Annotated in this window: 16 protein-coding genes; 9 read left to right on the top strand and 7 right to left on the bottom strand. The window is 70.1% G+C overall.

Going from position 1 to position 15063, the window contains the following annotated elements; all coding sequences use genetic code 11:
• Nucleotides 1-39: 39 nt before the first annotated feature.
• The 5 genes from tilS (at nt 40) to ACFWBF_RS04205 (ending at nt 5087) form a co-directional block, all read left to right on the top strand.
• Complete coding sequence (gene tilS, locus ACFWBF_RS04225) at nt 40-1128, top strand: tRNA lysidine(34) synthetase TilS (protein WP_385594885.1); 1089 nt, start codon at nt 40-42, stop codon at nt 1126-1128.
• Between the two features lie 65 nt (nt 1129-1193).
• Nucleotides 1194-1754 carry a hypoxanthine phosphoribosyltransferase gene (gene hpt / locus ACFWBF_RS04220; RefSeq protein WP_385222208.1) on the top strand — a complete coding sequence of 187 codons (561 nt, stop codon included), beginning with the start codon at nt 1194-1196 and terminating at the stop codon, nt 1752-1754.
• A 212-nt stretch (nt 1755-1966) separates the two neighbouring features.
• Entirely contained in the window at nt 1967-3997 is a 2031-nt protein-coding gene (gene ftsH, locus ACFWBF_RS04215; protein ID WP_385594882.1) for an ATP-dependent zinc metalloprotease FtsH, read from the top strand.
• A 107-nt stretch (nt 3998-4104) separates the two neighbouring features.
• The gene (folE, locus tag ACFWBF_RS04210; protein WP_385594880.1) at nt 4105-4713 is read left to right on the top strand and encodes a GTP cyclohydrolase I FolE; all 609 of its coding nucleotides are present in this window, start codon (nt 4105-4107) and stop codon (nt 4711-4713) included.
• Nucleotides 4710-5087, top strand: a complete 378-nt coding sequence (locus ACFWBF_RS04205) for a hypothetical protein (RefSeq protein WP_385594877.1) — start codon at nt 4710-4712, stop codon at nt 5085-5087. The genes folE and ACFWBF_RS04205 overlap by 4 nt, the downstream gene beginning before the upstream one ends.
• A 19-nt stretch (nt 5088-5106) precedes the next feature.
• Here ACFWBF_RS04205 and ACFWBF_RS04200 read toward each other — a convergent pair whose 3' ends face one another.
• The 6 genes from ACFWBF_RS04200 to ACFWBF_RS04175 form a co-directional block, all read right to left on the bottom strand.
• The gene (locus ACFWBF_RS04200) at nt 5107-5592 is read right to left on the bottom strand and encodes a DUF3180 domain-containing protein (protein WP_385594874.1); all 486 of its coding nucleotides are present in this window, start codon (nt 5590-5592) and stop codon (nt 5107-5109) included.
• A gap of 52 nt (nt 5593-5644) precedes the next feature.
• Nucleotides 5645-6253 (bottom strand): 2-amino-4-hydroxy-6-hydroxymethyldihydropteridine diphosphokinase, encoded by a 609-nt coding sequence (folK, locus tag ACFWBF_RS04195; protein ID WP_385594871.1) that lies wholly within the window; start codon nt 6251-6253, stop codon nt 5645-5647.
• The gene (gene folB, locus ACFWBF_RS04190) at nt 6250-6609 is read right to left on the bottom strand and encodes a dihydroneopterin aldolase (RefSeq protein ID WP_150209025.1); all 360 of its coding nucleotides are present in this window, start codon (nt 6607-6609) and stop codon (nt 6250-6252) included. The genes folK and folB overlap by 4 nt, the downstream gene beginning before the upstream one ends.
• Before the next feature lie 132 nt (nt 6610-6741).
• A complete protein-coding gene (locus ACFWBF_RS04185) occupies nt 6742-7185 on the bottom strand; it encodes a nuclear transport factor 2 family protein (RefSeq protein ID WP_385594867.1) in 444 nt (147 codons plus the stop codon).
• 37 nt (nt 7186-7222) lie between these two features.
• The gene (gene folP / locus ACFWBF_RS04180; RefSeq protein ID WP_385594864.1) at nt 7223-8095 is read right to left on the bottom strand and encodes a dihydropteroate synthase; all 873 of its coding nucleotides are present in this window, start codon (nt 8093-8095) and stop codon (nt 7223-7225) included.
• 80 nt (nt 8096-8175) lie between these two features.
• On the bottom strand, nt 8176-10026 hold the full coding sequence (locus tag ACFWBF_RS04175; RefSeq protein ID WP_385594861.1) for a phosphatidylglycerol lysyltransferase domain-containing protein: 1851 nt from the start codon (nt 10024-10026) through the stop codon (nt 8176-8178).
• A 153-nt stretch (nt 10027-10179) separates the two neighbouring features.
• Between ACFWBF_RS04175 and ACFWBF_RS04170 the strand changes: the two genes are divergently transcribed.
• Nucleotides 10180-11289 (top strand): alpha/beta hydrolase, encoded by a 1110-nt coding sequence (locus tag ACFWBF_RS04170; RefSeq protein WP_385594858.1) that lies wholly within the window; start codon nt 10180-10182, stop codon nt 11287-11289.
• 158 nt (nt 11290-11447) lie between these two features.
• On the opposite strand, the gene ACFWBF_RS04165 is transcribed toward ACFWBF_RS04170, so the two are convergent.
• A complete protein-coding gene (locus ACFWBF_RS04165) occupies nt 11448-12416 on the bottom strand; it encodes an ABC transporter ATP-binding protein (RefSeq protein ID WP_385594855.1) in 969 nt (322 codons plus the stop codon).
• 175 nt (nt 12417-12591) lie between these two features.
• Between ACFWBF_RS04165 and ACFWBF_RS04160 the strand changes: the two genes are divergently transcribed.
• From ACFWBF_RS04160 to ACFWBF_RS04150, 3 genes are all read left to right on the top strand, one after another.
• Nucleotides 12592-13278: an ABC transporter permease gene (locus ACFWBF_RS04160; protein WP_385594852.1), complete on the top strand. Its 687-nt coding sequence runs from the start codon at nt 12592-12594 to the stop codon at nt 13276-13278.
• A gap of 2 nt (nt 13279-13280) precedes the next feature.
• On the top strand, nt 13281-13946 hold the full coding sequence (locus ACFWBF_RS04155; RefSeq protein WP_385594849.1) for an ABC transporter permease: 666 nt from the start codon (nt 13281-13283) through the stop codon (nt 13944-13946).
• A 79-nt stretch (nt 13947-14025) separates the two neighbouring features.
• The gene (locus tag ACFWBF_RS04150) at nt 14026-15018 is read left to right on the top strand and encodes a glycine betaine ABC transporter substrate-binding protein (protein WP_385594846.1); all 993 of its coding nucleotides are present in this window, start codon (nt 14026-14028) and stop codon (nt 15016-15018) included.
• Nucleotides 15019-15063 lie beyond the last annotated feature (45 nt).

The raw sequence follows: 15063 nt of genomic DNA, 5'->3' as shown, positions 1-15063 counted from the left end.
GCCTCCGAGGCATCCGAACTCCACCGAAGGGCACCGGACATGGGTCCCCATCCTGCGGTCGCAGCGATACGCCTGGCGGTCCGCCGCGTACTCCACGACGTCCTGACCGACCTCACCGAGCTTCCCGCTCACGCATCCGCTTCCGCATCCACCGCCGCTTCCGGCGTCGCAGGCCGTGGCACCGACGGTCGCACCCCCGGCGGCACCCTGCCACTCGTGCTCGTCGCCTGCTCCGGCGGCGCCGACTCCATGGCGCTCGCCTCCGCCCTCGCCTTCGAGGCCCCCAAGCTCGGCATCCGGGCCGGCGGCATCACCGTCGACCACGGACTCCAGGCCGGCTCCGACCTGCGCGCCGCCGAGGTCGTCACCCGTATGACCGCGCTCCGCCTCGACCCGGTGGAGTCCGTCGCCGTGCGCGTCGGCCGCGACGGCGGACCCGAGGCCGCCGCCCGCGACGCCCGCTACGCGGCCCTGGACGAGGCCGCCGACCGGCTGGGCGCCGTCGCGGTGCTGCTCGGCCACACCCGCGACGACCAAGCCGAAACCGTCCTGCTGGGCCTCGCCCGCGGCTCCGGCATCCGCTCCCTCTCCGGCATGGCCGAGAAGTCCGGCGGCCCCGGCCGGACGAACCGCTACCGCCGCCCCTTCCTCCAGGTGGACCGCCAGACCGCCCGCAAGGCCTGCATGGTCCAGTCCCTGCCCGTCTGGGACGACCCGCACAACATCGACCCCGCCTACACGCGCTCCCGGCTGCGCCACGAGGGACTGCCCGCCCTCGAGAAGGCGCTCGGCAAGGGAGTCGTCGAAGCGCTCGCCCGCACCGCCCAGCTGTCCCGCGACGACGCCGACGCCCTGGACGCATGGGCCGCCGAGGCCGAGACCGGCGTACGGGACGAGGACGGCCGCCTGGAGTGCGCCAAGCTCTACGCCCTGCCCCCGGCCGTCCGGCGCCGCGTACTGCGCCGCGCCGTCGTCGCGGCGGGCTCCCCCGCAGGCTCCCTCTTCGCCCGCCACATCGAGGAAGTCGACCGGCTCATCACCGGATGGCGCGGCCAGGGCGCCATCAACCTGCCCGGCCGGGTCGAGGCCCAGCGGCAGGGTGGCAGACTTGTCATCCGGCAGGGCTGATTGGTGCTGAACACGGCTGAGTCCTCCGGGGGTACCCCCCGGAGCCCCGGCCGACAACGAAAGTGATGCGGGTGGACGAGAAGGACATGGGCAGCGACCTCCAGTCGGTGCTCATCACCAAGGAAGAGATCGACTCGAAGCTGGCCGAGCTGGCCGCGAAGATCGACGCGGAGTACGCGGGCAAGGACCTGCTCATCGTCGGTGTCCTCAAGGGCGCGGTGATGGTCATGGCGGACCTGGCGCGCGCCTTGTCCACCCCGCTCACCATGGACTGGATGGCGGTGTCCTCCTACGGCGCCGGGACCCAGTCCTCGGGAGTGGTCCGGATCCTGAAGGACCTGGACACCGACATCAAGGGCAAGCACGTCCTGATCGTCGAGGACATCATCGACTCGGGCCTGACGCTCTCCTGGCTGCTGTCGAACCTGGGCTCCCGCGAGCCCGCCTCCCTCGAGGTCGTCACGCTGCTGCGCAAGCCCGACGCCGCGAAGGTCGCCATCGACGTGAAGTGGGTCGGCTTCGACATCCCGAACGAGTTCGTCGTCGGCTACGGCCTCGACTACGCGGAGAAGTACCGCAACCTGCCGTTCGTCGGCACGCTCGCCCCGCACGTCTACGGCGGCTGAGGCGGCGGTACTCGGCGGGGGCGGCCGGACCGGCTGCCCCGGCAGGGGAACCCTGGAACGATTCCCGCCGTTGGAGCATGGGAAGGCGGGTCTGTCAGCCGTCCCACGAGGCCGCGGGTGACAATTCAGGGGTACATTCCGAAGAACAGTCTTTACTCACAGCAGCATTTACCTACGGGCAGGAGGGACGGGGTGCCTGGCGCCCCGTATGGATGGACGTGAAGCGATACTTCCGTGGGCCGGTCATGTGGATCGTGCTGGCCGTCCTCGCCGTGGTCGTGTTGATGAATGTCGTCGGCTCCGGCGGCGGCTACAAGACGGTGGACACCAGCGAGGTCGTCAAGGCGATCAACAGTGGCCAGGTGCAGAGCGCCGAGCTCACCACCGGCGACAGCCAGATGATCAAGGTCGAGCTGAAGAAGGACCAGAAGCTCGCCGACAATTCCGGCACCAAGTTCCAGGCCAACTACATCGGGGACCAGGGCGTCCAGCTCGCCCAGAACCTCCAGAGCAAGTACGAAGCCGGTCAGATCCCGGACGGCTACAAGGTCGCGCCGGACAAGACCAGCCCGTTCCTGAGCGTGCTGCTCTCGCTCCTGCCCTTCGTCCTCATCGTCGTCGTGTTCCTGTTCCTGATGAATCAGATGCAGGGCGGCGGCTCCCGAGTGATGAACTTCGGGAAGTCCAAGGCCAAGCTCATCACCAAGGACACCCCGAAGACGACGTTCGCCGATGTCGCGGGCTCGGACGAGGCCGTCGAGGAACTCCACGAGATCAAGGAGTTCCTCCAGGAGCCGGCGAAGTTCCAGGCCGTCGGCGCCAAGATCCCCAAGGGCGTGCTGCTCTACGGCCCGCCCGGCACCGGAAAGACCCTGCTCGCGCGTGCCGTCGCGGGCGAGGCCGGTGTTCCCTTCTACTCGATCTCCGGTTCCGACTTCGTCGAGATGTTCGTCGGTGTCGGTGCGTCGCGTGTGCGTGACCTGTTCGAGCAGGCCAAGGCCAACGCCCCGGCGATCGTCTTCGTCGACGAGATCGACGCCGTCGGCCGGCACCGTGGTGCGGGTCTCGGCGGCGGTCACGACGAGCGCGAGCAGACCCTCAACCAGCTGCTGGTCGAGATGGACGGCTTCGACGTGAAGGGCGGCGTCATCCTGATCGCCGCCACGAACCGTCCGGACATCCTCGACCCGGCACTCCTGCGCCCCGGCCGCTTCGACCGCCAGATCGCGGTCGACCGTCCGGACATGCAGGGCCGTCTGGAGATCCTCAAGGTCCACCAGAAGGGCAAGCCGGTCGCGCCGGACGTCGACCTCTCGGCCGTCGCCCGCCGCACCCCCGGCTTCACCGGTGCCGATCTCGCCAACGTCCTGAACGAGGCGGCGCTGCTGACCGCCCGCTCGGACCTGAAGCTGATCGACAACCACATGCTGGACGAGGCGATCGACCGCGTCGTGGCGGGCCCGCAGAAGCGGACCCGGATCATGTCGGACCGGGAAAAGAAGATCACCGCGTACCACGAGGGCGGACACGCCCTGGTCGCGGCGGCCTCCCCGAACTCCGACCCGGTCCACAAGATCACGATCCTGTCCCGCGGCCGGGCCCTGGGCTACACCATGGTCCTGCCCGACGAGGACAAGTACTCCACCACGCGCAACGAGATGCTCGACCAGCTGGCGTACATGCTGGGCGGGCGCGCGGCCGAGGAACTGGTCTTCCACGACCCGACCACGGGCGCGGCGAACGACATCGAGAAGGCCACCGCCACGGCGCGGGCCATGGTCACGCAGTACGGCATGACCGAGCGTCTCGGTGCGATCAAGTTCGGCGGCGACAACACCGAGCCGTTCCTCGGGCGCGAGATGTCGCACCCGCGGGACTACTCGGAAGAGGTCGCGGCGCTGGTCGACGAAGAGGTCAAGAAGCTCATCGAGACCGCGCACAACGAGGCCTGGGAGATCCTGGTCGAGAACCGCGACGTCCTCGACAACCTCGTCCTCGCCCTCCTCGAGAAGGAGACGCTGAACAAGGAGCAGATCGCCGAGGTCTTCTCGACGATCGTGAAGCGCCCGGCCCGCCCGGCGTGGACCGGCTCCTCGCACCGCACCCCGTCGACCCGCCCGCCGGTGCTCTCTCCCAAGGAGCTCCAGCTGACGAACTCGGCGAACGGAACCTCGGCCGCCACCCAGCCGACCGTCTCCGTGGAGAAGTCCCCGGAGCCCTCCCCGGAGGACCGCGCCGAGTAGGGCGACGGGCCGACGAGGTCCGGAATGGATGCCGCGCCCCCCGGGTTCTAGCCTGGGGGGCGCGGCACTTTCACGTGTCCGCGAGTGAACACAGGAACGAGGCAGAGATGACCGACCCAGTGACCCTGACCGGCGGCGAGGGCACGATCGGCGAGTTCGACGAGAAGCGTGCCGAGGCGGCCGTCCGAGAGCTCCTGATCGCGGTCGGCGAGGACCCGGACCGCGAAGGCCTGCTGGAGACGCCGGCGCGTGTGGCGCGGGCGTACAAGGAGATATTCGCCGGCCTCTACCAGAAGCCCGAAGAGGTCCTGACGACCACCTTCGACCTGGGCCACGACGAGATGGTCCTGGTCAAGGACATCGAGGTCATGTCGAACTGTGAGCACCACCTGGTGCCCTTCCACGGTGTGGCGCACGTCGGCTACATCCCGTCCACCGACGGCAAGATCACCGGCCTGTCGAAGCTGGCCCGCCTGGTGGACGTGTTCGCCCGCCGCCCGCAGGTGCAGGAGCGGCTGACCACGCAGATAGCGGACTCCCTGATGGAGATCCTCGACCCGCGCGGGGTCATCGTGGTCATCGAGTGCGAGCACATGTGCATGACCATGCGCGGCGTGCGCAAGCCCGGCGCGAAGACCATCACCTCGGCGGTCCGCGGCCAGCTCCGCGACCCCGCGACCCGCAACGAGGCCATGAGCCTGATCATCGCCCGTTGAGCCGCGTGCCGGGGGATACCGCCTGGGAGCCGCTGAGCGAGGACGTACGGCGGTGCCTGGAGGCGCTGCTGGCCGGGGACGCGCGGCGCGGCTACCGGGAGCAGCTTCCGTTCACGCTGATGAACCACGGAGCGTGCTCGTGCCCCTGCGTGTACCTGCGCGTGGACGCGGACGCCGTGGCGCCCGCGCCGGTGGCCGGGGGACAGGGCCCGGTGGTGGCGGACGGGGCACTGGTGACCGCCGAGGACGTCTACGTCGGCGAGGCGATGCTCTTCGCGTACGACGGCTTCCTCGCGGACCTGCAGTTCTGCCACTGGGAGGACCTGGGACCGCTGGAGCCGCCCCTGTGGGAGCGGCTGTCCGCCCGGGACTGACCCCGGCCCCGGCCTAGGCCTAGGCGCGGGCCGGGGCTTCCGGGGTGTCTTCGTCCTCCGGGAGCTTCAGAACGTGCTCCAGGAAGAGGGCGGCGGCGATGACGGCCGCGCCCGCCAGGACCGAGAAGCCGGCGTACCAGGCCTGGTCGCGGCGGGCGGGGACGTCGAGGGAGTCCGTCAGCAGGAAGACGCCCACCCCGCCGTACATCCCCGCCACGAGGGCCGCCACCAGGGCGCTGGCCTGCCCGAAGACCACGGCGCGGGCCGCCATCAGCGGCTCCACGCCCTTGGCGCCCGGTCGCCGCTCACGCTGGGCCCGCAGCCGGGCACGCAGGGACAGCGCGGTCGCGAAGAGCACCACCGCGATCACCGCGAGCACGATCGGCGCGGCCAGCGGCACCCCCGGCAGGCTGCCGTAGGCATTCCACAGCCGGGCACCCGCCCAGGACACGACCCCGGCGATCAAAAAGATGCCGGCCAGGACCGCCGGCCTCAGTTGCTTCACTTGCCCGTCCCCGCTCTTGGCACCACTCCGTCAGCAGTCCACAGGCTAACGACTACTCCGGCAGGCGGAGTTCCAGGTCGGGGCGCGTCGTGATGCCCGACAGGCCGATTTCGGCCAGGAGCGTGGAGACGGGGCCGTGGCCGGGGATCAGGGCCTCGGGGTCGATGTCGTGCCAGGGGGCCAGTACGAAGGCGCGCTGGTGGGCCCGGGGGTGCGGGAGGGTCAGGACCGGGTCGTCGGAGACCACGTCGGCGTACGAGACGATGTCGACGTCGATCGTGCGCGGGCCGTAGCGCTCCTCGCGGACGCGGTCGAAGGCCTCTTCGATGGCGTGGCCGCGCTCCAGGAGCGAGGACGGCGGCAGGGTGGTCTTGATGGCGACGACCGCGTTGAGGTACGAGGGCTGCGAGCCGGGGGCCACGCCCCAGGGCTCCGTCTCGTAGACGGGGGAGACGGCCTTGACCCGCAGGCCCGGGGTGTCACCGAGGGCGTCGATGGCGCCCTGGAGGGTCTCCAGGCGGTTGCCGAGGTTCGCGCCGAGCGCGACGACGGCCCATTTTGGGTTGGAGAGGGTGACATCCGCTGCGTCGACGGCCTCGACGACGGATGCGGGTACCGGCTGGACGGTGGGGTCGCTCTGGGCGTTCTGTCCGTTGTTCATGCGCGGCTCCGGGTGATCGTGATGGTCACGTCGTCGAAGGGGACGGTGATGGGCGCGTCCGGTTTGTGGACGACCACCTCCACCTGCGCCACCGCTTCGTGCTTGAGGCACTGCTGGGCGATCCGCTCGGCGAGGGTCTCGATCAGGTCGACGGGCTCTCCCTGGACCACGTCGACGACCTCTTCGGCGACGACCCCGTAGTGCACGGTCTTCGCCAGGTCGTCGTCTGCCGCCGCGGGGCGGGTGTCGATGTGCAGCACCAGGTCGACGATGAAGGTCTGGCCTTCCTCGCGCTCCCGGGGGAAGACGCCGTGGTGCCCGCGAGCCTTGAGGCCGCGCAGCGCGACACGATCCACGCGAATCACTCCTGCTTTCGTAAGTGCTTCCGGACCCGGGGCTTCCCCGGGGCCATGGGCCTGCGCCGAGTGCGGTCGGCGTCGTCCGTCCTCGAATTTACCTGCGAAACACCCCCGCCCCTGCCGGAGGGGTCAGGAGGGCTGCTCCTCGTCGTCCTCGTCGGAGTCCGTGAGGACGGGAGAACCGTGGTGGGACCAGAGCCGCCAGCCCTGCGATGTGCGTCGGAACACATTCGTGGCGACCACCAGCTGGCCGACCAGTGGGCCGAGCTCGCCCGCCTCCTCGGCGGGGCCGCCGCTGAGGATGTTCTCCGTGCAGGTCACCAGGGCGGTGTCACCGATGACCGTCACCTTGGTGTCGGTGAGGAAGAACTGGATGTAGTCGGTGTGGGACATGATCAGCGCGTACGAGCGCAGGACCTCGCCGCGGCCCGACAGGACGGGCCAGCCCGGGTGCACGCAGGAGATCTCGTCCTCCAGCCAGAGCGCCGACAGCGAGTCGAAGTCCCCCTGCTCCATGGCCTCGTAGAAGGCCGTGTTGACCTCTTCGACCGCTTCGATGTCGGTTTTGCTCACTGGGCTCCTTCGCGGTCGGGTTCTTGGTCGATGCGGCTCACAGAGCCCCTTCCACGGCGCGGGCCACCCGAACCGCGTCCGCGCTCGCCCGTACCTCGTGGACCCGTACCGCCCAGGCGCCCTGCTGGGCGGCGATCGCGGACACCGCGGCGGTGGCGGCGTCGCGCTCGCGGGCCGGCGGCGGCGCGGCGTCGGCGGCGCCGGCCAGGACCCGGCCGAGGAAACGCTTCCGCGAGGCGGCGACGAGCAGCGGGAAGCCGAGCGCGCGCAGCCGGGGCAGGTGGGCGACCAGGGCCAGGTCGTGCTCGGCGTTCTTGGCGAAGCCGAGGCCGGGGTCGACCAGGAGCCGCTCGGGGGCGATCCCGCCGCCGACCACGGCGTCGATACGGGCGCTCAGCTCGGCGGTGACCTCGCCGAGCACGTCGTCGTAGACGGCGAGGCTGTTCATGCCGTCGCTGAAGCCGCGCCAGTGCATGACCACGAACGGCACTTCGGCGGCGGCGACGGCCGGGATCATGCCGGGGTCGGCGAGGCCGCCGCTGACGTCGTTGACCAGCGTCGCGCCGGCGGCGACGGCCCGGGCGGCGACGGAGGCGCGCATGGTGTCCACGGAGACGACGACGCCCTCGGAGGCCAGGCCGCGCACCACGGGTACGACGCGGCGCAGCTCCTCTTCCTCGTCTACGCGGGAGGCGCCGGGGCGGGTGGACTCGCCGCCGACGTCCACGAGGTCGGCGCCCTGGACGACGAGGTCGAGTCCGCGCTTGACGGCCGCGGTGGTGTCGAACCAGCGGCCGCCGTCGGAGAAGGAGTCCGGGGTGACGTTGACGACGCCCATGACTCCGCAGCGGTCCCATTCCGGCAGACCTGTGACCCGGCCCCTGTCGGCGGCTCCGTGCTTCGTGTTCATGGGTCCAAGGGTAGGCCTGACCTGGATATGACAGGGCCCCGGAGCCTTTCGGCTGCCGGGGCCCCGGGATGGCTTTCCGCCTACGCGGCCTGCACCTCGCGCTCGGCCTGGACCGGGACCGGGCCCATGTGGGTGTGGGCGCAGGTACGGACCGGCTTGGGGCGGCGCCGGCTGGCGAACAGCCGGGGCAGGGCCAGCGACACGAAGCCCTCGGCCTGCATCACGGCGAAGCCGATGCGGGGCAGGTCGCGGGTCTGGCGGTAGACCATGAAGCGCGGCTCCCAGCGGGGGCGGAACTTCTCGTTGAACTTGTACAGCGACTCGATCTGGAACCAGCGGGAGAGGAAGACCAGCAGGCCGCGCCACATCCGCAGCACCGGGCCGGCGCCGATCTTCTCGCCGCGGGCGAGGGCCGCGCGGAACATCGCGAAGTTCAGCGAGACCTTCTCGATGCCCAGGGACGGGGCCTCCTGCAGGGAGGCCACGATCAGCAGCTCGTTCATGCCGGGGTCGGCGGCGCGGTCGCGGCGCATCAGCTCCAGCGACATGCCGTCGTTGCCCCACGGTACGAAGTGCAGGACGGCCTTCAGGTCGCCGTACGGGGAGGTGTCGCCCTCCTCGACGCGGTGCGCGGTGGCGATGTAGCAGTCGCCGTCGCCCTCGTCGCCGACCCGGCCCAGGGCCATGGAGAACCCGCGCTCGGTGTCGGTGCCGCGCCAGGCCTCGGCGGCGCCGCGCACCTGCTCCAGTTCGGTCGCGGTCAGCTCGCTGACGCGGCGGACCTTGGTGGTGTAGCCGTTGCGCTCGATGCGCTTGACCATCTGGCGGACGTTGCGCATGGGGCGGCCGGCGAGGGAGAAGTCCTTGACGTCGACGATGGCCTCGTCGCCGAGTTCCAGCGCGTCCAGACCGGTCTCGCGGGTCCAGACCTCGCCCCCGGTCTCGCTGCAGCCCACGACGGCCGGGGTCCAGGAGTGGGCCTTGGCCTCCTCCATGAACCGCTCGATGGCGCCGGGCCAGGCCTCGACGTCGCCGATGGGGTCGCCGGAGGCGAGCATCACACCGGAGACGACGCGGTAGGTGACCGCGGCCTTGCCGCTGGGGGAGAAGACGACGGCCTTGTCGCGGCGGAGCGCGAAGTGGCCGAGCGAGTCGCGGCCGCCGTGCTTGGCGAGCAGCTCGCGCAGCTTGGTCTCGTCGTCGGAGGTGAGCCGGGCCGCCGGGTGCTCGGGGCGGAAGGCCAGGTAGATGGTGGTCAGCGCGGTCAGCATGCCGAGGGCGCCCAGCGAGTAGCCGACGGTCCAGGACACCCGGCCGGCGTAGTCGACGGGTCCCTCGAAGCCGAAGAGCCCGTAGACGACGTGGCTGATCTGCTCGGAAATACCCGGATTGCCGACGACGCGGCCGGGGTGCGAGTTGACGATGACCAGACCGAGCCCGATGGAGCCGGCGCTCATCAGCACGAAGTTGGCCAGCGCCTTCCAGCGGCTGCGCGGGTCGGGCAGCGCCTTGAATTCACCCTGGTGGCGCAGGAGCAGCGTGAGGAGCACCGCCGCGATGACTACACCGAGGATCGAGTGCCGGTACGTAAACTGGGCCACGGCTCCGGCGGGCAGCAGGACCACTGCGGCCCGCCAGGCGCGGCGCTTGTGGCGCTTGAGGCCGTGCGCGAGCATCAGCAGCAGCACGCCCGCGCTGATGGAGAGGGCTGCGGCGAACGGCCCCAGAGAGCCGGGCAGCACCTCGGTGACCGCGTGGATTTTGCTGTGCCGGAATCGCGGGAAGACTCCCGCCGCGATGTCCAGCAGGCCGACGATCATGACGGCCGTACCTACCAGGCCCGGGACGGACTCCGGTCGTGGGCCGCGAAGGATTCGGCTGACCCGCTTCGGAACCTGTCCGGACTTATCGCCATCTATCCTGCTAGACATCGCTTCCCGTTGCTCCGCGAGAGATCATGTGGCCGAAGGCCGCGACAGCCTCCGGAGTGTGGTGCGTCCATTAGGACGACATCGAGGAGGAGCGGGTTCACTCTTCCGTCGAGAAAAAATCTAGTCCTGCCATAGAAAGTCGACTGACTGCTCATGGGTCTCACCAGTAATACGGTTCTGGCGCTGGCCATTGTCGCCGGTGTGCTGCTGTTCGCAGCCACGGTCTGGTTCTGGCCGCGGCTCTCGGGCCGCACCTGGCGCGCGCTGATCGGCCGTATCGGCCTCCTGCTGGCCACTCAGCTGGCGCTGTTCTCGGCGGTGGGGCTCGCGGCGAACAAGTCCTTCCTCTTCTACGGGTCCTGGGCCGACCTGCTCGGCCAGGAGACGTCCATCGGCAAGGTCATCGACCACTCGATGAGCAGCGAGGACATCAAGGTCGTCGACAAGCAGAAGCTGGACGTGCCCGGCGGCGGCAAGCCGCAGGTCGGGGGTCAGATCCTGAAGGTTGCCATAACCGGCCAGAAGTCGAAGATAACCAGCCCAGGCTACGTGTGGCTGCCGCCCGAGTACTTCCAGCCGCAGCACAAGGACAAGACGTTCCCCGCGTCCATCGTGCTGACCGGCTACCCGGGCACCGCCGAGAACCTGATCAAAGGGCTGAACTACCCGATGACGGCCTTCAAGCAGGCCAAGGCGGGCAAGATGAAGCCGATGATCCTGGTCATGCTGCGCCCCACCATCGCGCCGCCGCGTGACACCGAGTGCGTGGACATACCGGGCGGGCCGCAGACGGAGACCTTCTTCGCCGTGGACCTGCCGCAGGCCATCACGGACACCTTCCGGGTCGGCAAGAAGCCGCAGAACATGGGCTTCATCGGGAACTCGACGGGCGGCTACTGCGCCCTGAAGATCGCCGCGCACTACCCGCAGACCTTCGGTGCCGCCGCGGGCCTGTCGGCGTACTACGACGCGGCGGACGACCCGACGACCGGTGACCTGTTCCACGGGGACGACAAGCTGAAGAAGCGTGCGGACGTCCTGCAGAGCATCGATCACAAGACCCCGACCGGTACGTCCTTCCTCGTCACCAGCAGCGAGAAGGGCGAGCCGAACCTCTCCGACACCAGGAAGTTCATCAAGAAGGTCAAGAGCCCGGACCGGGTCTCGTCGATCATCCTCGACAGCGGTGGCCACAACTTCAACACGTGGCGCCGGGAGATCCCGCCGATGCTGGTGTGGATGAGCGGGCGCATCCAGGCCTGAGCCTGGGGGGCCGGCGGCGCTCCTGCGTCCTGTCGGTGGATCCCGATTCACCCCGATCCCCCGATCCGCCCCGATCCACCCCGTTTCGCCCAGGGCCGGCCCTCGTGGCCGGCCTTCGTGGTTTCCGGGGTCCCGCACTCCCGCTCCCGCTCCCGCGGTCAGGCCTCTTGCAACTGGGCCCGGCGCAGTGCCCGGTGCACGCCCTCCGGGGTGAGTACGCCGACCAGCGCGCCGGAGGCCGGGTCCGTGACCCCGATCCGCCCCGAGTCCTCCTGCAGCAGCGCGGCGAGCGCCTCGCGCAGCGAAGCCCCGAGCGCCACCGACACGGCGGGGTTCTTGTCCCGCGGCGCCGGAGCCGTCAGGTCGGCCGCCTCCACCGGGGTGACCGCGAGCCGCTTCAGGCCCCGGTCGGCGCCGACGAAGGAGGCCACGTACTCGGTGGCGGGGGCGGCGAGCACCACGGCCGGGCTCGCGAACTGCTCGATGGTGCCCGCCCCGTAGACCGCCATGCGGTCGCCGAGCCGGATCGCCTCCTCCAGGTCGTGCGTGACGAGCAGGATCGTCTTGCGCACCGTCTTCTGGAGCGTCAGGAACTCGTTCTGCAGCCGCTCGCGCACCACCGGGTCCACCGCGCCGAACGGCTCGTCCATCAGCAGCACCGGCGGGTCCGCCGCCAGCGCGCGGGCGACGCCGACGCGCTGGCGCTGCCCGCCGGAGAGCTGCTCCGGGTAGCGGCCCCCGTGGACGGCCGGGTCCAGCCCCACCAGTTCGAGCAACTCGGCGGCCCGCGCCCGGGCCTTGGCCTTCGGCGTGCCGAGGAGCTGCGGCACGGTCGCCGTGTTCTCCAACACCGTCTTGTGCGGGAACAGCCCGACCTGCTGGATCACGTACCCGATGCGGCGGCGCAGTTCGACCGGATCGGCCGCGGCGATGTCCTCGCCGTCCAGCAGGATGCGGCCGGAGGTCGGCTCGATGAGCCGGTTGACCATCTTCATCGTCGTGGTCTTGCCGCAGCCGGACGGGCCCACCAGCGTGACCAGCTCGCCCTCCGCCACCTCGAAGGACAGGTCCGCGACGGCCGTCGTCCCGTCGGGGTACCGCTTGGTCACTTGCTCGAATCGGATCACCTCGCCATCTTTCCCTACCCGCCCGCCCCCATGGGCGAAGGGTTTGTAAGGGGAGTGTTGCGTGCCTGCGAACGATTCCGGCCATTGTCGGTGGCGGGGGTTATGGTCACTCGTGGCCGCGCATGCGGCTACAACGTACGTTCGATGACAGGTCTGGCGACAGGGGGTGAGCGGCATGGCCGGGCAGAGCTGCCTGGTGGCGAACGACTGGATCTGCTGGGAGTACGTCACCTCCCGCTCCCAGGAACTCACCGATGCCACCGTCGAACACGTCTGGATCACCGGCCTGTCGGTGCTGATCGGCCTCGCCGTGTCCCTGCCGCTCGCGCTGCTGGCCCGCCGCGGCCGCCGCTGGGCGGCCCCCGTGCTCGGCGTCACGACGCTGCTCTACACGATCCCCTCGCTCGCCATGTTCTCCCTGCTGCTGCCCGTGTTCGGGCTTTCCGCGACGCTGGTGGTGACCGGCCTGGTGCTGTACTCGCTGACCATCCTGGTCCGCAATGTGCTGGCCGGCCTGGAAGCCGTCCCCGAGGAGGTACGGGAAGCCGCGCGCGGCATGGGATACGGCCCCGGACGGCTGCTGTGGCAGGTCGAACTGCCGCTGGCACTGCCCGCGCTGCTCGCCGGGGTGCGGATCGCCACCGTGTCCACGGTCGCGCTGACCACGGTGGGCTCCATCGTCGGCAAGGGCGGTCTCGGCAATCTCATCGCCCCGGCCGTGAACAGCTCCTTCAAGGCCCAGGTGCTCACCGCCTCGTTGCTGTGCGTACTGCTCGCGCTGGTGGCGGACCTGCTGCTGCTCGGCATACAGCGGCTGCTGACGCCGTGGACGCGGGTCGCCCGCAGCGCCGGGGGGTCCTGAGGATGGGTGTCGTGGGAGGGGCCTGGGACTGGCTGGCGAACGGCGCCAACTGGTCCGGCGAGAGCGGCGTCTGGCACCGGCTCGGCGAGCACGTGTACGTCAGCGGGATCGCCCTGGCCATCGCCTGCGCGGTGGCGCTGCCCGTCGGCCTGTGGCTCGGCCACCTCGGCAAGGGCGGGGCCCTCGCCGTCAACGTCTCCAACATCGGCCGGGCCGTCCCGGTGTTCGCGGTGCTGGCACTGTTCATGGTCTCGCCGTTGCGCAACGCGGGGTACGTGCCGACCATCTCCGCCCTCGTGCTCTTCGCCATCCCGCCGCTGCTGACCAACGCCTACGTCGGGATGCGCGAGGTGGACCGCTCCGTGGTGGAGGCCGCCCGGGGCATGGGGATGTCGGGCGGTCAGCTGTTCTGGCGGGTGGAACTGCCGCTCGCGCGCGGCCTGGTGATGACGGGGCTGCGCTCGGGGGCCGTCCAGGTCATCGCCACCGCCACGATCGCCGCGATGGTCGGGCAGGGCGGCCTCGGCCGGATCATCACGGCCGGCTTCAACACGTACAACACCGCGCAGGTCGTCGCGGGCGCCCTGCTGGTGGCGGCGCTGGCCCTGCTGGTGGAGGGCGCGCTGATCGCGGCGGACCGGCTGTTCCTCCGGCCGGCGGCCCGCTGACGTCGGGTCGTCCGGTCGTCCTCTTCCCCGTCCCCTCTCCTCTTACCTCCTCTTCTCTTCAGCCTGAAGGAGCACAAACATGAGCAAGTCCACGCGCGTCCTCGGCGTTGCCCTGTGCGCGGTGGCCCTGACCGTCTCGCTCGCCGCGTGCGGCGGCGACAGCCTGGAGAAGAGCAAGGACGGCGGCGCCCCGGCGCCCGCGTCCGGTTCCGCGGAGGGCGGCAAGGGCGGCAAGCTGGTGATCGGCGCGGCCGGGTTCACCGAGTCGGACGTGCTCGCCGAGCTGTACGCGCAGGTCCTGAAGGGTGCGGGCTACACCACCTCGATCACCACGGTCAGCAACCGTGAGCTGTACGAGCCGTCCCTGGAGAAGGGCGAGATCGACGTGGTCCCGGAGTACGCGGCCACGCTCGCGGAGTTCCTCAATGCCAAGGTGAACGGCTCGAAGGCGCCCACCGAGAAGCCGGTCGCGTCGAGCGACGTGGCGGCGACGGTGGCGGCCCTGGAGAAGCTGGCCGGTCCGCTGGGCCTGAAGGCGCTCCCGGCCGGTGAGGCGATCGACCAGAACGCCTTCGCGGTGAGCAGGGAATTCGCGCAGAAGAACAACCTCAAGACCCTTTCCGACCTGGGTAAGTCCGGTCTCAAGGTGAAGATCGCGGCGGCCGACGAATGCGCCGTCCGCCCCTTCTGCGCCCCCGGGTTGAAGAAGACATACGGAATCGACATTTCCGGTATCGACCCGAAGGGCGTCGGCACCCCGCAGGCCAAGCAGGCGGTCAAGGACGGCGTCGACCAGCTGGTGCTGACCACGACCACGGACGCCGCCCTCGACAGCTACGGCCTGGTGCTGCTGGAGGACGACAAGAAGCTCCAGAACGCCGACAACGTCCTGCCGGTGGTCAACGCCAAGGACGCGGGCGCCCCGGAGATCGCGGCCGCGCTCGACAAGCTCACCAAGGTGCTCAGCACCGCGGACCTGGTCGAGCTGAACCGCAAGGTGGCCGCGGAGCGCGCGAAGCCCGCGGATGTCGCGAAGGCCTACCTGGAGTCCAAGGGCCTGCTCAAGAAGTAGCCGTTGCGGGGTTGATGGAGAATTGTGGGGTAACTGCTCGGGAAC

The sequence above is a fragment of the Streptomyces sp. NPDC060028 genome (genome assembly GCF_042736725.1).
In the GTDB taxonomy this organism is placed as follows: domain Bacteria; phylum Actinomycetota; class Actinomycetes; order Streptomycetales; family Streptomycetaceae; genus Streptomyces.
The sequence above is the reverse complement of the archived record's forward strand: the minus strand, read 5'-3'. Positions and strand labels throughout refer to the sequence as shown.